Here is a 21143-nt window from a genome sequence, read left to right on the forward strand (position 1 = left end):
TTTAATATCGGTTTAAATTAAGATTTCACACCCATTTCAGCAATTACGTTCATGGCTTCCTGAAGGTAAAGGTCTTTTTTAAGATTTTTAACCCAGATTTCAGACTTCTTTTTGAAAGCTTCATCTTTCTTCTCTCTTTCAACTTCGTTCGGGTACATCGTAAACTGAAGTCCGTTGTCGAATTTAGTTAAAGATTTAAACTTTTCGATCTGTGCTTTTCTCTGTTTTGTCAGTTCGTTGAACTTATTGATATTAAGCGTGATCGTTTCTTCTTTATCCAGTTTTTCTCTCCATTGTGCAGCTTCCAGCATCAATTGATATTTTGTATTTTTCGCTAATCTGTCTGCGCTTGCCTTTTCTAACGCCTGGATATTGAAGTAATTAACCTTTTGGAAATTTGTTGCCGGAATTTTATCCCAAGCCAACGCATAATCATCATATCGCTCTCCTACTTCAGCATACGTAAGAAGATCCTTCATCTGAATATCGGAAACAATACCTTTTCTCTGGGTAGATTCTCCTGTAATTCTATAAAACTTCTGGATGGTAAGCTTTAACGCTCCGAAATCGTCCTCTGTATTTAAAAACCTGTTTAATTCAACAAAAGTCTGCACGGTTCCTTTACCAAAAGATTGCGGCGATCCGATAATCATGGCTCTTCCGTAATCCTGCATCACACCGGCAAGAATTTCAGATGCTGAAGCCGAGGCTTCGTTTTGCATGATCACCAACGGACCTGTCCAGATTGGAGTTTCATTTTTATTCTTTAACGTCTGAATTTTTCCATTGCCATCTTTTACCTGAACGTATGGCCCAGCTTCCATGAAAAGCCCCATGATATCTCCAACTTCTGTTAATGAACCTCCTCCATTATTTCTAAGATCCAGTACGATCCCTTCAATATTCTGTTTTTTAAGCTTAACGATCTCATTTTTAATATCATCAGAGGCATTTCTTCCGTTTGGATTTTCAAAATCTGCATTAAAGCTAGGCAAGTTGATAAAGCCATATTTTTTCCCATTAGGAGAGCCTACGACTATACTTCTTGCAAAAGTATCTTCAATGGCTACCTCTTCACGGATCATGGTAACTTCTTTTATGGTTCCGTCCTTTTTCTGAACAGTCAGCGTTACAGGAGTTCCTTTTTCTCCACGGATTAATCGCACAGCTTCATCAGAGAGCATACCGACTACATTTACGGCATCTTCATTTGGTTTTGATTTTACTTTAAGAATCTTATCACCATCGGAAAGCTGTTTAGACTTCCATGCAGGCGCTCCGATTGTTAAGGCTCCTAAATAGAGATTTCCCTTCTTCTCCTGGATAATCGCACCGATACCAATTACTTTCCCGGTAAAGTTGGTATCAAAATCTTCTTTATCTTTCGGAGAATAATAGTTTGTATGCGGATCGAAAACTTCTGTATACGCATTCATATACACCGTAAACAGATCTATTTTCTTTCTTTTTTTAAATCTTCTGAACATGTCCTGTACAAGATCTTTTACCTCTCCGGTCGCTTTCTGAAGCTTCTGCTCAGGTGCAAGTGGCTGATATTTAATGGTATCTTTAAGTTTATATCGTTGTACAGAATCTTTCTTTTCCTTCTGGGTCTCTTCTTTGCTGTTCATTGATTCAATCTCCTGAAGAATATTATATTTAATGAATTTTTTCCATTCATTATACTGTTCCTGCTTGTTAGCTGGAGCTTTTTTGAGTTTTGGCTCAAGCGTCAAAGTTTCATCTTCTTCGAGATTGATCGGTTTGCTTAAAATATCCTGAATCATTTTATCAATTTCATCGGTTCTCTGGTACAATCGGTCAACCGTAAGTTTATAGAAAGTAAGATCTCCTTGATTAAGATAATCATCCAGCTTGGTTTCGTGCTTGGCAAATTCATCCATATCCGACTGCAGAAAATATCTTTTCCCGGAATCTACCAGATCAAAATACAGCTTATACACATCCTTGGAATACGCATCATTGATAGGTTTTGGGCTGTAATGTAGGTAAGAAAGAGTATTTTTTACACTCACCATTATCGTCTGCATCTTTTCATCTTCATTTTTAGGCGAGTTGAAACAAAACATTAGACTTGTTAATGGAATGAGGAGTAAAAATTTATTTAGCTTAAAATTTTTCCACATAAATCTGTAATGTATTTTTTATTAATTTTTAAAAAGTATTTTAATGAGTAGTAATTTTTAATTTACTGTTACAAATTATCAAATTTAATACCTTCTTTACAAATATCAGATAGTTTTAAGTATTTTTGTTAAAATTAAATTTTAATATGGAAAAACCACTTATTCTGGTTACTAATGACGACGGAATCACAGCACCTGGAATCAGAAATCTTGTAAGTTTTATGAACGAAATCGGAGAAGTAATCGTTGTAGCACCCAACTCTCCACAAAGTGGTAAAGGCCACGCCATTACCATCAATTCTACCTTAAGCTATGAAGAAGTACATCTTGACGGTCCGCAAAGAGATTTTTCCTGCAGCGGAACCCCTGTTGATTGTGTAAAGATGGCTCTTGATAAAATACTTCCGAGAAGACCGGATATTGTCGTATCAGGAATTAACCATGGCGCAAATTCCTCAATTAATGTAATCTATTCCGGGACGATGTCTGCAGCAGTGGAAGCCGGTGTGGAAAATCTTCCAGCTATCGGATTCTCTTTACTTGATTTCAGCTGGGAAGCAGATTTTACACAGGCAAAAGAATACATTCAGAATATTGTAAAGAAAACGTTGGAAAACCCAATGCCTAAAGGCGTTGTTTTAAATGTGAATATTCCCAAACTTCAGAAAGAAGAAATCAAAGGTGTAAAGGTTTGCAAGCAGGCTCATGCCAAATGGGAAGAAAGCTTTGATGAAAGGGTGAATCCTCACGGTAAAAAATACTATTGGCTTACCGGATATTTCAACAATATGGATGAATCTGAAGACGCCGATGAAACAGCTTTAGCAAATGGCTACATCTCGATTGTTCCTGTAAAATTTGACCTTACGGCGTATGAGTATATGAATACGCTGAGCGAGGTGATGAAATTTGATTAAAATACTGAGGCGTAATTATTTTTACGCCTTATTTATTGTCCTTTTGTCTTGAAACAAAAGAACGAAAAATTCAAGACTTGGAAAATTTCGCTAAAAATTATTTCTGTTCTCTAAAAATTCTAAAACTCGCGCGAATTCAAGATTTATCTTTTAATTAAACTTTGCCTCGCGCTCAAACAGTAGAATTTTTTTAACGTTCACATAATTAATTTTCTTAACGCTACATTTTCCTATGTCGTTATTAGTGAACAATATCACTAGCATCCACGGAATCTGTGGAAAAATCAGAATAAAACTCTATCCTCTCTTCTCAATTCTTCTAAATATTTACTCTTATCATCACGGTAGAAAAGATTCATAGTTTCAAAAGGAATCAGTTTTAAATCTTTATTGACGATGTGCACACAGGATTTCTTTACGGCACGAACATCAAAATCGTGAGCATCCATAAAATTCATGATGATAATTCTGAAAAGATTGTCATAATCGAGATTTGGCGCCGAAACTTCGGGAAGACAGCACAGTAACTGATTTACTTTAGGTTTCACTTTATCTACGGAGATTCCGGTACTGAAGATATCCAGAAGCTGCATCTGCAGTCCCGTATCCTGTTCGTATACGATTGTATTTCTCGTCTCATTATTCAGAAGATCAGCTGGATTGATATATCTCGTTAAAGGAATCGTTTCACCTTCAAGCTTTAGAATATAACCCATCGCCAAAGCATCCGGATTGCACGGAACCGGAATAATATCATCCGAATTGAGAAGCGGAAACTGGTTTAAAATCTCCTGTCTTACTTCGGTCAACGTTATCTTTTCATACGCAGAATCTTCACGGTTTCTTCCTGCAATTTCAACGGGCTGAAAAGTAATCCCACGCACGCATTTTTGTTTTAAAGCAAAATCAATAATTTTCCCGATCTCGTCAATGTTTTTCCCGTTCTGAAGAACAATCACCAGCGTTGTAGACAGATTCAGGGCATTCAGTTTCTCTAAAGCTTTCATTCTGATATCCGTAAGGTCTTTTCCTCTGAAATCTTTAAGGACTTCGGGTTTAAAGGAATCAAACTGGAGATAGATCTCGAACTCCGGGGCATAGGTCGCCAGTTTTTCAGCAAAACCGGGATCATTGGCAATCCGTACGCCGTTGGTATTTAACATCAGATGCTTGATCGGCTTCGACTTGGCAATATCCATGATCTTAAAAAACTCGGGATGAATCGTAGGCTCTCCTCCGCTAATCTGTACGACATCCGGCTCGCCTTCATTTCTTACGATCGTATCAAACATCGCTTCGATTTCCTCAAGACTTCGGTGACTTCCATAATGCGGCGAAGACATCGCATAACATGTAGGGCATGTAAGATTGCAACGGTCGGTAACTTCTACTATAGAAAGGCAGCTGTGCTGCTCATGATCAACGCATAAGCCGCAATCATAAGGACAGCCATATTCTACATCTGTTCCGAAATGAACCGGCATTTCCGAAGCTTTATTATAGTTTCTGATATTTTTATAATACTGAACATCAGTAGCAATTTTCGTTTTGAAAAACCCATGATCGGGACATCTTTTCGTCATGAAAACAGCTTCATCTTCAATAATGATCTTCGCACCCACTCTTTTCAGGCATTCCGGGCAAAGGCTGATGGTATAATCGTAATAGGTATAGTTTCTTACTGGCATGATACTCTTTTTATAAACTAAAGCCACAGATGCAACCACCGGCGATGAAAGTTAATATCCCGACAAGAATTCCTATTAAAGGCGCTTTGAAATTATACTTCTTTTCGGGGTTGGAGGCAGACATAATCCCTAAAATGAGGATCACGAGCACAGAAACCATGATGATTACAATTCCTGCACCGAGAAAAAAAATTCCAAATCCTGCGAACTGTCCTCCTAAATTACCTACTTCTAATAATTTCATGTATGTTTTTTTTGAATAGATAAATATAATAAATGATAATGAAAACACACACCAGCTGGATGGTACTTAAACCAAAAATGATATTATACTTAGGTTTAATAAAATCAAGAAAAAACCGGAAAGAGAAATAAAGAAGCATAAAAATCTGGAATAAAACGCCGGATCTGTAGCTGAAATTTCTCTGAAAATATTTTAAAAATACAAATAATGCTGCTAAAAATACCATCTCATATAAAGCTACCGGATGCCTTAGAACATGATCTCCCAAATCCATCCCGAAAACAGAATCTGTCGGAAGGCCATAAGTTTCTTCATAGACTCCGGTGAAAAAACATCCGATTCTGCCGATAAACATGGCTGCAATTAAAGGATAAACCATTCTGTCGCCTGTACTTTCCTTTTTACCAATAATTGCTTTCATGGCTTCGACGCCTATCAGACCTCCTGCAAGTCCGCCAACAATGGTATTATTCAGCCAGATGTAGGCCCATACATCAGGTGCTTTCATCAAGTCATCAGGTCTTTCCAGAGAGCCGATCATGTGTGAACCAATTAATGCGCCTAAAGTAGCCGCAATGAGTATCAGTAAAGAATTTATATTACTGAATTTTTCTTTATCGTTTCTTTTTAAAAATGTATAATAACGCATTCCAACAAAAATCCCCAGAGACTCTGTGATCGGATGCAGTAAAACGTCTTTACCTAGAATATGAACTGTTGCAGGGAAATCCATGGTTTCAAATGTATTGCTTTTTACAGCGCTTCTGCAAGCCATTTTTTGATTTTTTATATATTGTCGAAACCTTATTAAAAAAATGTCGAGACGTTTTGTCTAAAACGTCGAAACCTTTTGGTGAAAACGTCGGGACCTTTTTAGTAAAACGTCTCGACGTTTTATGGAGTGCATCGAAACGGCCACTACAACGGTAAGAAAAGACTTTAAATAAAACATGGTTCAGACTTCTTAAAATAATTATAAATCACTTTGATTTAAAAGTTACAATCAATCTTTTTCCTTATTTTTATTAAATAATATCCAAATTATGAGAATAGAAAATGATATAAAGCTGGGATTTAAAGATGTAATGTTCCGTCCGAAACGTTCTACTTTAAAATCCCGTTCGGAAGTTAATCTGGAAAGAGAATTTACCTTCAGACATACCCAGAAAAAATGGAGCGGCATACCGGTCATTGCGGCCAATATGGATACTGTCGGGACCTTTGAAATGGCCGTTGAACTTGCTAAAGAAAAGATTATTACAGCTATTCATAAGCACTACACACCTGAGGAATGGTCTCAGTTCCTGGATTCGCAGCCTGAAAGCATCCATCAGTATATAGCCTTAAGCACCGGCACGGGAAAATCGGATGAGGAAAAAATCAAAACCATCCTCGAAAAGCACCCGAAAATTGAGTTTCTCTGCATTGATGTAGCCAATGGATATTCAGAACATTTTGTGGAATTTGTGAAGAAAGCAAGAACTAATTTTCCGGATAAAATCATTATTGCCGGGAATGTGGTGACGGGAGAAATGGTGGAAGAGCTTCTTCTCGTGGGTGCAGATATCATTAAAGTGGGAATCCGTCCTGGTTCTGTCTGTACAACACGTGTGAAAACGGGTGTCGGATATCCCCAGCTTTCCGCCATTATTGAATGTGCCGATGCCGCGCATGGACTGAAAGGCCATATCATTGCAGATGGTGGGTGTAAGGTTCCGGGCGATGTGGCAAAGGCTTTCGGCGGCGGTGCCGACTTTGTGATGCTGGGCGGAATGTTTGCCGGACACGACGAAAGCGGCGGTGAAATCGTAGAGGAAAACGGTAAAAAATACCGTCTTTTTTACGGAATGAGCTCAAAAACAGCCATGGAAAAACACTCAGGAGGAGTCGCGGAATATAGAGCCTCGGAAGGAAAAACCGTAAAAGTTGCCTACAAAGGCCCGGTTGCAGAAACGGTAAAAGATATTTTGGGTGGCGTACGGTCTACCTGCACATATGTAGGTGCTTCGACTTTGAAAGAGCTTTCTAAAAGGACGACTTTTATCAGGGTGCAGGAACAGGAAAATCAGGTTTTTAAAGATTGATTTTTTACTCTTATAAAACAACAAAATCCGTCTCATGAGACGGATTTTATATTATTAAATTGTTTATTCATTATTAAGTCAGGAGACCTCCATCAACGTTAATCGTCTGTCCTGTAATATATGATGCCATTTCGCTTCCTAAGAATACACATGCATTGGCAATGTCTTTTGTCTGCCCAAGCTTTTTCATAGGAATAGCTTCGTTCCATTTTTCTTTCGCTTTATCATCTAAGGCATCTGTCATTTCAGTCTGAATGAAACCAGGAGCAATAGCGTTGCAACGGATATTTCTTGAGCCTAATTCAAGGGCAACAGATTTTGTAAATCCAATAACCCCCGCTTTAGAGGCGGCATAATTGGCCTGTCCTGCATTTCCACTGATTCCCACTACGGAAGTCATATTGATGATTGATCCTTCTTTAGCCTTCATCATCGGCTTGATTACCGCTTTGGTAAGATTGAATACAGAATCCAGGTTTACATTGATCACTTTATCCCAATCTTCTTTTGACATTCTCAGAAGCAGATTATCTTTAGTGATTCCTGCATTGTTGATGAGAATATCGATTTTCCCGAATTCTTTGATTACTTCATCCACCAATGTTTGAGCAGCATCAAAATCTGATGCGTCCGACTGGTATCCTTTAATTTGAGTTACAGAACTTAAAGTTGCTTCTAATTCCTTCGCTTTTTCTACAGATCCGGCATAGGTGAAAGCGATTTTTGCTCCCTGCTGAGCATACATTTCAGCGATTCCTTTTCCGATTCCTCGGGTAGCTCCTGTTATTAGCGCTACTTTTCCTTCTAATAGTTTCATATGATGACAATTATTTTCTTGATAACTTATTAACCTTTTGAATGTTGGCTAATATACATTATTTAGTTTTATAGAAATAAAACGGTGCGCAAAGATATTATAAAATGTTATTCATTGCATTTTAAATCACACTTTTAGCAAAACTTTTTACCTGTTTTTTGTCATGCATATCAATTAATCTATAAAATTCCGGTCTTTCTGTTCGGTGAAATAAATATATTGGGTTTCTTTTCCTTTTATCAGTTTAAGGCCTTTTTTATCCTGGGTAAACTTATCAAAAATAACTTCTGCTAAAGGCTCGTTTTTGTGATTCGTTACTCCGAATTTGTTATCTTTTTTAATGATAAATTCATTGACGCCGACAAAGGTTGTGATATCATCATAAATAAAAGGAACTACCTCTTTTCCTTCTTCATCTAATATCCCGTAAAAATTATCGATATTTTTACCAACAAGCATAGGATACATATCCAAAAGTTTTATTTCTTTAAAGCCTTTCAGTTCAACATATTGTCTGTCTTTTGGAGAAAATTTATAATACCTATTGTCTTTACTAAGAATCAAAGTATTAGGGAATATTTTTTCGATCTCATAATCTTCATCGATAATATTTTTAAGATCTTTATCCAAAATCTTCTCCTCATCATTTTTACGGAGGTATAAATATTTATCTCCTGCAATAGTAAACCCTTCTATCCTGTCATATTCTTTTGGAAAAACAATTTCCCCATTAAGACTGACCACAGCAGCTTTCGGATTATTCTGATCCTGAGATGTTTTAAATAACCCATTAAAAATAGGGTTTACATAATGATAATCAAGATCATAGATCTTCCCTTCCCGTTTAGAGAAGATGCTTACTTTATCATCTTTTGTAAGGTAAATGTATTCTCTCCCAACAAAAGCCTGTTCATAGATTTCGTCAGCGATTACATTTTCTTTGTCATTAATAATTCCGTATCGGTTTTTGGTTGTATCAAGCGTTACAAGAAATGGAAATGCATTGATATTGTCTACATTATGATTGGAAATTATCGTTAAGGTCTTTCCATTATTATCAATAATCTCACCTGATTTTTCGCCGGTTGTGATGTAGGTTCTTCCTTTATAAAAGCGGAGGTCAGTTGTAAATTCCCTGTCTGAAATCTGCTTTCCATCGAAATCATAGATTAACCAGACTCCGTTTTTCTTAACAAAAAATCTGTTTTCACTGGCAAATTCTATTTTGTCGGAAAAAGGTATGATTTGCTTTCCGTTGAAATCATACACGCATTCTTTACCTTGTTTGGTGTAAATCATGCGATCTTTATTTTCCCATGTCCTGAATCTGAAGTTATCCAAAGGGATTAACTCTTCTCCTTTTTCATTAATCAAAGCGGTTTTTCCGTTTGAATTTCCTGCTTTTACCTTCAGGATGAAACGGTTTTTCCAGATTTGTGAAATTTCACTTTTTAAAGGATTTTCATAAGTAATATTGCCTAAAGAATCTACAATTCCGGTTTTTCCGGTTTTGGCATCGCTGATCATTCCGTAGCCTTTCGTATAGGAACGTACTTCTTTGCCCAGTTTTTTAGTTAAAAGTATCTGCTTATACTGATCCGTCTGTCCGAAGCAAACCGACGAAAACAGTACGAAAATTAGTTTTTTCAATTAAATGGAATTATTTACGATGAGAACGATCTCACCTTTTAAGGTTTTGCTTTTTGAGAATTCAATGAGTTCAATAATTGTTCCGCGCTTGGTTTCTTCGAATTTTTTTGAAATTTCCCGGCTGAGACTTACTTTAGTTTCTTCCCCAAAGAATTCTTTGATCTGCTCCAAAGTCGTATTGATTTTATGTGGGCTTTCATACAGAACGATGGTTTTTTTCTCTTCGGCGAGTTGCTTTAGTTTGGTCTGCCTTCCCTTCTTTTGTGGCAAAAATCCTGCAAAAAGGAATTCGTTGTTGGGCAATCCGGAAACTACTAAAGCCGGAACAAAAGCGGTCGCTCCCGGCAGACAAATCATCTCAATATGATGGTCGGCACCTGCTTTTGCAAGCAAATATCCCGGATCCGAAATTCCAGGCGTTCCGGCATCGGTGATAATGGCAATGTTCTGACCGTTTTTAAGGTCGGTTATTACTTTTTCCGTTGCCTGATGTTCGTTATGGAGATGATAAGATTTTAAAGGTTTTGAAATTTCGAAATGCTTCAGAAGAATTCCGGAAGTTCTTGTATCTTCACACAATATGTAATCAACCTCTTTCAGCACATTGACCGCTCTGTAGGTCATATCTTCCAGGTTCCCGATGGGTGTGGGAACAAAATATAGAATTCCGCTCAAAATTAAGTTTATAAAAATTTATTTTCTACCAATATCCAGAGTCTTTGGGCATATTCATCTACTTTATTCCATTTTTTAGAATAATAGAGATCGCTCAGATATTCTTTCGCTTCTTCCAATGTCCTGAAGCTGTTAAGATTATTGACTACTTCATTAAGTTCAGACTGGCTACCGCCGAAAAGGGTTTTTGAAAAGGCAATCCGGTCGTTAAGATCCAGTTTGAATTCCGGTTTTTTCTTTTCAGCTTCCATAAAATCCGTCGGTATATTTGTTTTTAAAATACTCCCTGATTCTTTTTTCTCAGCAGATTCTGTTTTTTCCGTCGGTAAAATTCTTTCCAAATGATCATCATCAAAAAGTGTCTGCACAGCTTTTAAACCCTTTATGTGGGCCAATTTTATCTTTTTTTCCTGCTGATAGGCTTCAAGATTCTCAAAACTCTCGTCAGATGCAGGCTTATCCTTTTCGTTTTCGTGAACGGGTCTGTCGATATCAACAATTTTTCTTCTGTCATTGATCTCTGCCAGAATATTCTGCTCCTGTTTTTCCTCAACTGCCGCTTCGTACTTGATTTCCGTTAAAATACCTTCTACATTTGAAGTATCCGTAGGAAGCTCTCCATTTTCCACCATGGCACCGGAAACCGTAAAATGTTCTTCGTTTTCTTCTATCAGGAGCTCATCTTCCAAAAGTTCAGTATCAAAAATACTTGGAATAATCTCATTAATTTCCTGATTTTCTTCATTTTTTGCCTCAGTTTCAAAGTTATTACGGATTTTCTCTTCTTCTTCAAAATCGTTTACATCTCCCTGATGATCAGAAACTTCATTTTCAAATCCATCAATTTCATTAAGCTGATTATTAAAGATCGCTTCTTCTTCTGTCTGTTCATCACTGAACATTTTTTCATCAATATCAGCTTCATGGTCAGGCTCTGAATCGGCCAATATTCTTTCCTCGTCTACAAAATTTAATGTGTCATCCGTTTGACCGGAAATTTCATGTTCATCAACTTCTTTCATTTGTTCATTGAAAACATCTTCAACATTTCCAGCTGGACTAATATTTTGATGATCAGTAATTTCTGTTTCTGGATTTTCTTCGACGAAATTGACTAGTGTTTCATGCAATTCACCTTCAACAATTTCATTCAGCTGATTATTAAAAATCGCTTCTTCTTCGGTTACCTGATCTGAAAATTCTTCTTTTTCTCCGATTTCGTTTAGCTGATTGTTAAAGATGGCTTCCTCTTCTTCTATTTCAATTTTTATGTTCTGATCCGGAATTGACGAAAAATTTTCATTATTTTCATCTGTGGACGAAAAATTTTCATTCCCGAAATACGCTATATTTTTTTCCAGCAAGCGTAAAAACGAAATCCTGTTGGCAAGATCATCCACAAGATCCTGCTTGGAAAGTAATTCGTCCACATTGCTTATTTTATCCAGAATAGCGATCATATTCTTGGATTCAAAAAAAATCTTTTCCTTTAAATCTTGGATGTTCTGCATATAAGAATCTTGTTAAAAAATTGCTTACTTTTGATGTTAAAAATATACGGCTAATTTAACAAATGTTTTTAGAAAATACAATTAATCATTCCAAACAAAGCGGTTGGATGGAAGTTATTTGTGGCTCAATGTTTTCCGGCAAAACCGAAGAGTTGATCAGAAGGCTGAGAAGAGCAGAAATGGCGGGGCAGAATGTGGAGATTTTTAAACCTAAACTGGATACACGATATTCTGAAGAAGAGGTGATTTCTCACAACCAGAATAAAATTCGAAGTACACCGGTAGAAAATCCCAACGAAATCATTTTATTGGCTTCCAATTGTGATGTGGTGGGAATTGATGAAGCACAATTTTTCGATGAAGGCATTGTAGATGTAGCCAATCAGCTGGCCAACAGTGGAATTCGGGTTGTAATTGCCGGTCTGGATATGGATTTTTTGGGAAGGCCTTTCGGCCCGATGCCGAATCTTATGGCGACCGCAGAATATGTAACAAAAGTGCATGCTATCTGCAGGAGAACCGGAAATCTGGCTAATTATTCGATGAGAACCTCTGAGGGAAAAGATCTCGTAGAACTCGGAGAAACAGAATCTTATGATGCCGTAAGCCGTAAGGTTTTTGTGGAAGAAGTTCTTAAAAAGAATAATTGATATCAAAATTATCATTATTTTTGTTTAAAATATAATAGTTAAAACTATCGAAAAATGATATTAGAAATCAAAAACTATATAAAAATCAGCAATTCTATTGATGAGATTTTGAGAAGCTCCCCTTTTAAGCTGAAATATATCATTGAAAAAAGCGGAATTTCTGAACCTACTTTTTTCCGTAAGATGAAAGAGAAAAAGTTTTTACCTGAAGAGCTGCTAAAAATTGCGGAAATTATTGAGCCGGAAAAGACTTTTTTACAATCTTTGGAAGAAGCTGAAGATGATTTTAAAAATGGTATTTATCATAACCATGAAGATGTGATAAAAATTTCTGAAGAACGCTTTCTGAAAAAATATGGAAATAAGATGGTCTAGATTTGCTCTTCAGGATTTAGAACAGATTGAAGATTATATAGGGAATAGATTTACATACAAAGAATATCAGAATTTTATAAATATCCTTAACCATAAATTAAGTTTAATCATTGATAAAAAAGTAATTTTCCAGAAGCTTGAAAAATTTCCTGATTATAATAAACTCTTAATTACGGAACAAACAACACTGATCTATAGGTTAGAATCAACACATCTGAAAATATTACGGCTGTATAATAATTATCAGGATGAAGACAAAAAATTCATAATAGACGATTTGTAAATGAATTACACCGCAGAAGATATTGCAGAAATCACCGGCACCAAAGTTATTGGAGATAAACAACGAATAATCAAAAACATTGCTTTTGACAGCAGGATCATATATTCTACCAAAAATACGGCATTTATTGCCATCAATACCCAGAAAAATTCTGGAGAAAAATTTATTGAAGCTGCAATTGACAGAGGAATTGAGATCATCATTTCTGAACACCATCATCCTTATTATAAAAATATTACGTGGATAATCGTTGAGAATTCAGTTGAATTTCTTCAAAAACTTGCAAAATATCATTACGAGAATTCTCACATAAAATCTATTGGAATTACAGGAAGCAACGGTAAAACTATTTTAAAAGAATGGCTTTATCAGTGTCTCTGGAATGAATTTCCAACGGTAAAAAATCCTAAAAGTTTCAATTCACAGATCGGTCTTCCTTTATCTTTACTTCAGATCAATTCTTCACATAAACTGGGAATCTTTGAAGTAGGAATTTCAAAGCCCAATGAGATGGAAAAACTGGAGAATATATTTCATCCGCAGATCGGTTTACTGACCCACATTGGAACTGCCCATCTCGCTAATTTTGCTTCAGAAGAAGATTTGATTAATGAAAAAATAAAGCTCTTTAAAAATTCCGAAGTTATTATTTACAACGGAGATAATTTACTGGTTGACAAAAAGATAAAAACATTATATTCAAGCAAAAAATTAATTTCTTACGGCTTTAAAGAAAATAATCACGTTAATTTTAAAATCAATATCCCGAAAGAAGATAATGTGGTTGTAAAATATTTTGATGAAGAAATTTCATTTCCTGTTCATCAGAGAGATGAAGCCACTTTAACGAACGCTTTGGCACTTGTAACAGTTTTAAAGGAACTGGGAATTAATAATAAAAATATTATCGAAAAAATCAACGCTTTAAAAGCTGTTGAAATGAGACTTGAAGCGATTGAAGGTATTAAAAATAATATCGTTATCAATGATTCTTTCAACCTTGATTTAGATTCTCTTAAGACTGCCCTGCAATTTTTAAATGAATATAATAAACCTAAGAAATCTTTGGTTTTAACGGATATTGTAGGTGTTAATTCAAATTTAAAAGAACTGTATGAAGAAGTTTCGGAACTGGTAAACGAACAAAAATTTGATTCTGTATTCTTAATAGGTAATGAAATATCCAAATTTAGTGAATTATTTAAATCTAAAACTTTCACTTTTATTAATACTCAGAAATTAATTGAAAGTAAACATCTTACCGAAATTGAGAATCAGATTATTCTGCTAAAAGGTGCAAGAAAATTTGAGATCGAAAGACTTAAAGATATTCTTGAACTACGTAAGCACGATACCGTTCTTGAAGTAAATCTTAATGCAATACTTCACAATATTAATTTTCATAAATCCTTGCTGAAACCTAAGACAAAAATGATGGCCATGGTAAAAGCAAATGCTTATGGATTAGGAAGTTATGAAATATCTGAATTCTTACAGCATCACCATATCGATTATCTTGGTGTGGCATTTGTAGATGAAGGTGTTGAACTGCGTAAAAAAGGAATTACCGTACCTATTGTCGTGATGAATCCTGAACAGCACAGTTATGAAACTGTTATTGCTTATAATCTTGAACCGGAAATTTACAGCTTCAGAGTATTGGAATTATTTTACGAGGCAGTACAAAAATCAGGTTATGATAAAAAATACCCGATTCACATTAAACTGGAAACAGGAATGCATCGTCTTGGCTTTAAAGATTTTGAGCTGGATGAATTGATTCAAGTTTTAAATAATAAGAACTTAAAAGTCCAAAGCATTTTCAGTCACCTTTCTTCTTCAGATTTACCGGATGAAAAAGAATTTACATTACACCAACTCGAAATATTCAATAAGAACTCAAATTATCTGATAGAAAATTTAGGCTACTCTCCTATCCTTCATATTCTCAATTCTTCCGGAATTACAAATTATACAGATTATCAGTATGATATGGTAAGAATGGGAATAGGAATGTTAGGTGAATCACCAAATAGTGAAATACAAAAACAGTTGCGTTCTGTAGTAAGCTTTAAAACAGTCATTTCACAAATATCACTGGTAGAAAACGGAGAATCAATAGGTTACAGCAGAAGATTTAAAACAGACCATCCCACCAGAATTGCTACTATTCCGGTAGGATATGCAGATGGTATTCCAAGGCTGATAGGAAATCAGGTGGGAAATGTAGGAATCAATAAAACCCTCGCTCCTATCGTAGGAAATATCTGCATGGACATGATGATGATCAATATAGACCATATTCCCAATGCAAAAGAGGGTGATAGTGTAACAGTCTTCAATGCAAAACCTACGCTCAAAGATTTCGCAGGATACTGCAACACCATCACATACGAAATATTAACCTCCATTTCACCCCGTGTGAAAAGGATTTATGTAAAAGATTAACTTATGAGAAAGCTTCTGATCCTTTTATTGGCATTTCAGATATTTTTTATTCCTGCTCAGGTAAAGAAAGATCTGGTCATTCCGAAAAATCCTAAAATCGGATTGTCACTTGCCGGTGGAGGAGCTAAAGGATTTTCTCATGTAGGCGTGCTTAAAGTGCTGGATTCATTGGGGGTGAAAGTAGATTACATCGCTGGAACAAGCATGGGTGCTATCGTCGGTGGGCTTTATGCTTCGGGATATTCCGGTAAAGAAATCGAAAAAATTGTAATGGATACGGATTTCTATTCATTGATCATGGATCCCAAGGCAACCCGGCAGGAAACCACTTTCTTTAATAAATCTGTCGACAAGTATCTGCTCAGCATTCCTCTTAAAGATGGTAAAATTTCACTCCCTTCTTCCATAAGCACAGGGCAGAAAAATGTTTACCTATTAAAAGAACTTTTTAAAAATGTATCAAACATAAACGATTTCTCGAAGCTTCCGATACCTTTCATGTGTGTTGCTACCAATCTTGAGAGCGGAAATATGGAAATATTTGAAAAAGGCGACCTTGTGCAATCCATTATGGCGAGCTCTGCTTTCCCTTCGTTGATGGATCCCGTAAAAATAGGTGACAGCATTTATATCGATGGTGCTATGACCGTCAATTATCCTTCAAAACCATTAAAAGATAAAGGAATCGATATTGTCATTGGAGTAGATCTCAATCAGGATCTGTCGAAAAGAGAAGATTTAGGAAATATTATCTCCATCTTAAACCAGGTTATTGATTTTGGAATTAAAAAAGATACCAGAAGACAATACAAATACACAGATATCAATATTAAGCCTAATCTTAAAGGCATGACCGCAACAAGCTATGACGAAAAGAAAAAAATTCTAGACAGCGGCTATGCAGAAGGACTTAAATATTCCAGGATATTGGATGAGCTTCCAAAACGCCCGTTTGACCGCCTTAGACAGCGTATAAATCCCATATATTCCAATGTATATAAGATAGACAGCATTTCAATAGAAGGAGGCCGGATTTACGGCCAAAATTACGTCCTCGGGAAAATGGGTCTTCGGCTCCCCTCCATGCAGACATACGGAAGCATTAATAAAAAGATTGATAAGCTTGTCGCCACCAATAACTATAAATTTATCAATTACGACATCATTTCAGAAAATAATGCAAATTATCTGAAATTATACGTAACTGAAGACAATGCCCGCCATTTTCTGAAATTCGGCTTGCATTATGATGAAATCTTTAAAACAGGACTTCTTGTAAACTATTCAGCAAAACGTCTTTTATTCAGAAATTCAAATCTTTCTTTGGATGTTATTGTAGGAGATCAACCAAGATATTATTTAAATTATTTTATAGATAACGGATATATCCCCGGATTTGGAATTTATTCTTCCGGAATGAGATTTAATTTAAAAGATATAAACAATTATGAAGTAGATCAATGGACCTGGCTGCGTAATGAAGCTTATATACAATCTATCTGGAGGGACAAATTTGCCATTGGTACAGGAATCAGCCATGATTATTTCGAAGCTGAAGCCAATGGGAATAACTTACGTATTAATCGTTTTCTTAATCCATATATATTCCTAAAAAGCGATACCCAGAATGACAAGGACTTCCCTACCCGCGGGATTTATATTAATGCGGAAGGTAAAGTAATTGATTTGCTGAAATCGGCAGTCGAAAAAAGACTGGTACAGGTAAAAGCAGATATCAGAATTAATATTCCGCTTTCAAGACAATTTACTTATCGCCTTAATCTTTATGGAGGAATTACCATCGGGGAAAATCTTCCACAATTTTATCAATACAGATTAGGAGGAATATTTGAACAGAATGTTGTTAATTTCAGAAGCTTTTCCGGATTCTATTTTGGTCAGCTTAACAGCAACAATGCTATCCTGATTTCTAATGATCTTCAATTTAAATTCAATAAAAACTACTTCATAAGTGGAAATTTTTCCTTTGCCAATCTTTCAGACGATATCAATTTTGAAGATGCGGTAAAATTAAATTACAGCTCTTTAGGAATTACCGCCGGATATAAATCTCCGTTTGGACAGATTAAAATAAACTTCAGTCACTCACTCAAAAACAATCAAAAAGGCATATTCAGTGTAATCTTAGGACACTGGTTTTAATACAATGATACAATTTTTTTACGAAAATCTACCCGAAACTGTTAATTCAGCCTACAAATTTTGGCTGGAAGATATCATTCTTTCAGAAGGAAAAAAACTTGGTGAAATCAACTATATCTTCTGCGACGACGAATATTTACTGAAAGTTAATCAGGATTATCTGCAACACGATTACTACACAGACATTATTACCTTTGACTATGTGAAAGGTAGAACGATAAGCGGAGAGATTTTTGTATCTTTGCAGCGCATTTCAGATAACGCTTCTACTCTATCTAGAGATTACGAAGAAGAATTAAGAAGAGTTTTAGCACACGGTGTTCTTCACCTTTCAGGATATAAAGATAAAACAGAAGAGGAAGAACAATTAATGCGAAGCAAAGAAGATTATTATTTAGCAAAATACAGCAAATGAGAATTTGAAAACAGTAAAATATAATATTACTTTTTCAATATTTTTTCAGGAGCTTAATCCCGCTCTCCGCACTCGCTATTTCTTTTTTTCAAAAAGAAATGAGCTCAGACAAATGCTGCGATCGGGGCTAAAATAGGCACATTACAGGCGATTTTAGACTGTAAATTAACAGAATGTTTCACGTGAAACATTTATAAAAAAATTAAAATTTAAGGCTTAAAATAAGCGATAAAGATGATTTCAGAAATATATGATGTAATAGTCGTTGGTGCAGGTCATGCAGGATGTGAAGCCGCAGCTGCTGCAGCGAACCTTGGTTCAAAAACGCTCCTCATAACCATGAATATGCAGACCATTGGACAGATGAGCTGCAACCCTGCAATGGGAGGTATTGCCAAAGGACAAATTGTTCGTGAAATCGATGCAATGGGAGGATATTCAGGAATTGTTGCCGACAAATCTGCAATACAATTTAAAATGCTGAACCTCTCTAAAGGTCCTGCCATGTGGTCTCCAAGAACCCAAAATGACAGAATGCTTTTTGCAGAAGAATGGCGTTTGGCATTAGAAAACACACCCAATCTTGACTTTTTTCAGGACATGGTAAAACAGCTTATTGTAGAAAATAATAAGGTTGTAGGAGTAGTAACCTCATTGGGAATTGAAATAAAAAGCCGTTCTGTAGTTCTTACTAATGGTACTTTTCTTAATGGACTTATTCACGTTGGTGACAAACAACTCGGAGGCGGAAGAATGGGTGAACCAAGAGCTTTCGGAATAACCGAACAGTTGGTTTCTTTAGGTTTTGAAGCCGGAAGAATGAAAACTGGTACACCCCCAAGAGTGGATGGAAGAAGCCTGGATTATTCTAAAATGGAAGAACAAAAAGGAGATGAAAATCCTCAGAAATTCAGTTATTTAGATACTCCAAAATTAACTAAACAATTAAGCTGTCACATCGTTTATACAAACGAAACAGTACACGATATTTTACGTGAAGGATTCGACAGAAGTCCGATGTTTAATGGTACTATTCAAAGCTTAGGCCCAAGATACTGTCCGAGTATAGAAGATAAGATCAACCGTTTTGCAGAGAGAAACAGACATCAGCTATTTGTAGAACCTGAAGGCTGGAAAACAGTAGAAATCTATGTAAATGGTTTCAGTTCTTCTCTTCCTGAAGATGTTCAAATAAAAGCGATGAAACATATTCCAGGTTTTGAGAATGTAAAAGTTTTCCGTCCCGGATATGCCATTGAGTATGACTACTTCCCTCCTACCCAATTGAAGCATACATTGGAGACAAAACTCATCGATAATTTATATTTTGCAGGACAGATAAACGGTACAACAGGTTACGAAGAAGCGGCTGGACAAGGCCTAATTGCAGGTATAAATGCACATAATAAAGTACATGAAAAAGATGAATTTATCCTTAACAGGGATGAAGCTTATATAGGAGTACTAATTGATGATCTTATCACAAAAGGAACTGAAGAACCTTACAGAATGTTTACTTCCAGAGCCGAATACCGACTTCTTTTAAGACAGGACAATGCCGATATTAGACTTACAAAAAAAGCATTTGACCTAGGATTAGCAAAAGAAGAGAGATTAAAAAGAGTTGAAGAGAAAGTAGCTAAAAGTGAAGAACTTGAAGGCTTTCTACGAGAAATGTCTTTAAAACCGGGAATGATCAACCCTATCCTTGAAACTATTGAAAGCAGCCCTGTTGATCAGGCTTACAGAGCATCTCAGATTCTTACAAGGCCCAATATGACCCTAGAAAAACTCGAAAATATTGAGCCTATTAAGGATTATGCATCAAAATATAACGATGAGATTAGAGAACAGGCTGAAATCAATATCAAGTATAAAGGCTATATTGAAAAAGAAAAAGAAAACGTCGCCAAGCTAAACAGATTAGAAAACATAAAAATCCCTGAAGATTTTGATTATTCAAAAATTTCAAGTCTCTCTGCAGAAGCAAAACAAAAAATGTCTAAAGTGAAACCGAAAACAATTGCTCAGGCAGGAAGAATTAGTGGTGTTTCACCAGCTGACATTAACGTTTTATTGGTCTATTTAGGCCGCTAAATGATAAATGTTTCACGTGAAACATAAATAAATTTAAAGCGAAAATTAAGGTATTTATGAACGTATTATGAGCAATAGATATCTTAATTTTATTTATCATAGAAACCAAATAAAATGAAAATTAAAGATCATTTTCTTTCACAGGAAATATTTGAAATTAAAGAAACTGAAACAAAGGGAGTTTTTAAAACCTTCCCTATTCCGGAAAATATTTCTAAATATTATGAGAGTGAAGACTATATATCCCACCACCAGGATTCAGGAAGTTTAAAAGAAAAATTATATAAATTTCTGCAATCATTCAATCTGCAATACAAGAAAACAATTCTTTTGGATCGAATTAAAAAAGGTTCAAAAGTTTTAGATTACGGTTGTGGAGCAGGTGAATTCGTAAAGTATATAGAAAATGATTTTACCGTTTTCGGATTTGAACCGGATGCTGATGCCAGAAACGCTGCAGCGGGTAAATTGTCAAAAGCAAAAATCTTGGATAATATAGATAGCATTGAAGATCAAAGTCTGGATGCCATCACTTTATGGCATGTTTTCGAACATATTGAAAACCAGGATGAGATGCTCGAAGTTTTTAATAAAAAATTAAAAGATAAAGGATTACTAATTATTGCTGTTCCCAACCCTACTTCTTATGATGCCTTACATTATAAAGAATTTTGGGCAGCTTATGATGTGCCAAGACATGTCTACCATTTCACAAAAAATGGAATGCAAAATTTAATTAGTAAAAAGCCAAACTGGAAATTAAGAAAAATCAAACCTTTGGTTCTTGATTCATATTACATCTCAATGTTAAGCGAAAAATACCAAAAATCATCCTTATTTTGGCTAAAAGCCATGTTCTTTGGAACAATTTCTAACGTAAAAGCACTTTTTTCGAACGAATTTTCAAGTTTGATATATATTATCGAAAAAAAGTAGAAAATGGATTTTTGACCTATTTATGAAGGTCATTTTTCATTAA

18 protein-coding genes are annotated in these 21143 nt (G+C 35.6%); 10 read left to right on the forward strand and 8 right to left on the reverse strand.

What is annotated here, in order from left to right; genetic code table 11:
- Window positions 1-17 precede the first annotated feature (17 nt).
- Window positions 18-2147: a carboxy terminal-processing peptidase gene (locus BMW64_RS17935; RefSeq protein WP_090001621.1), complete on the reverse strand. Its 2130-nt coding sequence runs from the start codon at window positions 2145-2147 to the stop codon at window positions 18-20.
- A gap of 146 nt (window positions 2148-2293) precedes the next feature.
- On the opposite strand from BMW64_RS17935, the gene surE reads away from it, so the two are divergent.
- Complete coding sequence (gene surE, locus BMW64_RS17940) at window positions 2294-3064, forward strand: 5'/3'-nucleotidase SurE (RefSeq protein ID WP_090001623.1); 771 nt, start codon at window positions 2294-2296, stop codon at window positions 3062-3064.
- A 284-nt stretch (window positions 3065-3348) separates the two neighbouring features.
- Here the strand turns inward: surE and BMW64_RS17945 are convergent, their stop codons facing one another.
- The 3 genes from BMW64_RS17945 to BMW64_RS17955 are packed head-to-tail and all read right to left on the reverse strand — an operon-like array spanning window position 3349 to window position 5771.
- Complete coding sequence (locus BMW64_RS17945) at window positions 3349-4752, reverse strand: radical SAM protein (protein ID WP_090001625.1); 1404 nt, start codon at window positions 4750-4752, stop codon at window positions 3349-3351.
- 10 nt (window positions 4753-4762) lie between these two features.
- A complete protein-coding gene (locus BMW64_RS17950; RefSeq protein WP_090001627.1) occupies window positions 4763-4996 on the reverse strand; it encodes a hypothetical protein in 234 nt (77 codons plus the stop codon).
- Entirely contained in the window at window positions 4974-5771 is a 798-nt protein-coding gene (locus tag BMW64_RS17955; protein ID WP_228400960.1) for a prolipoprotein diacylglyceryl transferase, read from the reverse strand. Before BMW64_RS17955 ends, BMW64_RS17950 begins: the two co-directional genes overlap by 23 nt.
- Before the next feature lie 268 nt (window positions 5772-6039).
- On the opposite strand from BMW64_RS17955, the gene BMW64_RS17960 reads away from it, so the two are divergent.
- Complete coding sequence (locus BMW64_RS17960; protein ID WP_090001630.1) at window positions 6040-7080, forward strand: GMP reductase; 1041 nt, start codon at window positions 6040-6042, stop codon at window positions 7078-7080.
- 73 nt (window positions 7081-7153) lie between these two features.
- Here BMW64_RS17960 and fabG read toward each other — a convergent pair whose 3' ends face one another.
- The 4 genes from fabG to BMW64_RS17980 all read right to left on the reverse strand — a co-directional run bounded on the left by fabG (window position 7154) and on the right by BMW64_RS17980 (window position 11733).
- Entirely contained in the window at window positions 7154-7897 is a 744-nt protein-coding gene (gene fabG / locus BMW64_RS17965) for a 3-oxoacyl-[acyl-carrier-protein] reductase (protein ID WP_090001632.1), read from the reverse strand.
- A 174-nt stretch (window positions 7898-8071) separates the two neighbouring features.
- Window positions 8072-9547: a WG repeat-containing protein gene (locus BMW64_RS17970; RefSeq protein ID WP_090001634.1), complete on the reverse strand. Its 1476-nt coding sequence runs from the start codon at window positions 9545-9547 to the stop codon at window positions 8072-8074.
- Window positions 9548-10222: a 16S rRNA (cytidine(1402)-2'-O)-methyltransferase gene (gene rsmI, locus BMW64_RS17975; protein WP_090001637.1), complete on the reverse strand. Its 675-nt coding sequence runs from the start codon at window positions 10220-10222 to the stop codon at window positions 9548-9550. It lies immediately after the preceding gene.
- Between the two features lie 8 nt (window positions 10223-10230).
- On the reverse strand, window positions 10231-11733 hold the full coding sequence (locus BMW64_RS17980) for a hypothetical protein (RefSeq protein WP_090001639.1): 1503 nt from the start codon (window positions 11731-11733) through the stop codon (window positions 10231-10233).
- A gap of 62 nt (window positions 11734-11795) precedes the next feature.
- Between BMW64_RS17980 and BMW64_RS17985 the strand changes: the two genes are divergently transcribed.
- The 8 genes from BMW64_RS17985 (at window position 11796) to BMW64_RS18020 (ending at window position 21100) form a co-directional block, all read left to right on the forward strand.
- Window positions 11796-12383, forward strand: a complete 588-nt coding sequence (locus tag BMW64_RS17985) for a thymidine kinase (RefSeq protein WP_090001641.1) — start codon at window positions 11796-11798, stop codon at window positions 12381-12383.
- Between the two features lie 54 nt (window positions 12384-12437).
- Window positions 12438-12758, forward strand: coding sequence for a hypothetical protein (locus tag BMW64_RS17990; RefSeq protein ID WP_090001643.1), 321 nt, complete (start codon window positions 12438-12440; stop codon window positions 12756-12758).
- The gene (locus BMW64_RS17995; protein ID WP_090001644.1) at window positions 12739-13041 is read left to right on the forward strand and encodes a type II toxin-antitoxin system RelE/ParE family toxin; all 303 of its coding nucleotides are present in this window, start codon (window positions 12739-12741) and stop codon (window positions 13039-13041) included. Before BMW64_RS17990 ends, BMW64_RS17995 begins: the two co-directional genes overlap by 20 nt.
- Entirely contained in the window at window positions 13042-15489 is a 2448-nt protein-coding gene (locus tag BMW64_RS18000) for a bifunctional UDP-N-acetylmuramoyl-tripeptide:D-alanyl-D-alanine ligase/alanine racemase (protein WP_090001646.1), read from the forward strand.
- A 3-nt stretch (window positions 15490-15492) separates the two neighbouring features.
- Window positions 15493-17652, forward strand: coding sequence for a patatin-like phospholipase family protein (locus BMW64_RS18005; RefSeq protein ID WP_090001648.1), 2160 nt, complete (start codon window positions 15493-15495; stop codon window positions 17650-17652).
- A 4-nt stretch (window positions 17653-17656) separates the two neighbouring features.
- Window positions 17657-18067, forward strand: a complete 411-nt coding sequence (gene ybeY, locus BMW64_RS18010; RefSeq protein ID WP_090001650.1) for an rRNA maturation RNase YbeY — start codon at window positions 17657-17659, stop codon at window positions 18065-18067.
- 234 nt (window positions 18068-18301) lie between these two features.
- A complete protein-coding gene (mnmG, locus tag BMW64_RS18015; protein WP_090001652.1) occupies window positions 18302-20164 on the forward strand; it encodes a tRNA uridine-5-carboxymethylaminomethyl(34) synthesis enzyme MnmG in 1863 nt (620 codons plus the stop codon).
- A gap of 114 nt (window positions 20165-20278) precedes the next feature.
- Window positions 20279-21100, forward strand: coding sequence for a class I SAM-dependent methyltransferase (locus tag BMW64_RS18020; protein ID WP_090001654.1), 822 nt, complete (start codon window positions 20279-20281; stop codon window positions 21098-21100).
- Window positions 21101-21143 lie beyond the last annotated feature (43 nt).

Source organism: Chryseobacterium taichungense (assembly GCF_900109935.1).
GTDB classification, from domain to species: Bacteria; Bacteroidota; Bacteroidia; order Flavobacteriales; family Weeksellaceae; genus Chryseobacterium; species Chryseobacterium taichungense.

What these genes read in the sequence shown, in the direction of transcription:
- ybeY (WP_090001650.1), top strand. Translation starts at nt 17,657, where the DNA reads ATGATACAATTTTTTTACGAAAATCTACCCGAAACTGTTAATTCAGCC.
- surE (WP_090001623.1), top strand. Translation starts at nt 2,294, where the DNA reads ATGGAAAAACCACTTATTCTGGTTACTAATGACGACGGAATCACAGCA.
- BMW64_RS17960 (WP_090001630.1), top strand. Translation starts at nt 6,040, where the DNA reads ATGAGAATAGAAAATGATATAAAGCTGGGATTTAAAGATGTAATGTTC.
- BMW64_RS17950 (WP_090001627.1), bottom strand. Translation starts at nt 4,996, where the DNA reads ATGAAATTATTAGAAGTAGGTAATTTAGGAGGACAGTTCGCAGGATTT.
- BMW64_RS17945 (WP_090001625.1), bottom strand. Translation starts at nt 4,752, where the DNA reads ATGCCAGTAAGAAACTATACCTATTACGATTATACCATCAGCCTTTGC.
- BMW64_RS17985 (WP_090001641.1), top strand. Translation starts at nt 11,796, where the DNA reads ATGTTTTTAGAAAATACAATTAATCATTCCAAACAAAGCGGTTGGATG.
- BMW64_RS17995 (WP_090001644.1), top strand. Translation starts at nt 12,739, where the DNA reads ATGGAAATAAGATGGTCTAGATTTGCTCTTCAGGATTTAGAACAGATT.
- BMW64_RS17990 (WP_090001643.1), top strand. Translation starts at nt 12,438, where the DNA reads ATGATATTAGAAATCAAAAACTATATAAAAATCAGCAATTCTATTGAT.
- BMW64_RS18005 (WP_090001648.1), top strand. Translation starts at nt 15,493, where the DNA reads ATGAGAAAGCTTCTGATCCTTTTATTGGCATTTCAGATATTTTTTATT.
- fabG (WP_090001632.1), bottom strand. Translation starts at nt 7,897, where the DNA reads ATGAAACTATTAGAAGGAAAAGTAGCGCTAATAACAGGAGCTACCCGA.
- BMW64_RS17935 (WP_090001621.1), bottom strand. Translation starts at nt 2,147, where the DNA reads ATGTGGAAAAATTTTAAGCTAAATAAATTTTTACTCCTCATTCCATTA.
- mnmG (WP_090001652.1), top strand. Translation starts at nt 18,302, where the DNA reads ATGATTTCAGAAATATATGATGTAATAGTCGTTGGTGCAGGTCATGCA.
- BMW64_RS17980 (WP_090001639.1), bottom strand. Translation starts at nt 11,733, where the DNA reads ATGCAGAACATCCAAGATTTAAAGGAAAAGATTTTTTTTGAATCCAAG.
- BMW64_RS17955 (WP_228400960.1), bottom strand. Translation starts at nt 5,771, where the DNA reads ATGGCTTGCAGAAGCGCTGTAAAAAGCAATACATTTGAAACCATGGAT.
- BMW64_RS18000 (WP_090001646.1), top strand. Translation starts at nt 13,042, where the DNA reads ATGAATTACACCGCAGAAGATATTGCAGAAATCACCGGCACCAAAGTT.
- BMW64_RS18020 (WP_090001654.1), top strand. Translation starts at nt 20,279, where the DNA reads ATGAAAATTAAAGATCATTTTCTTTCACAGGAAATATTTGAAATTAAA.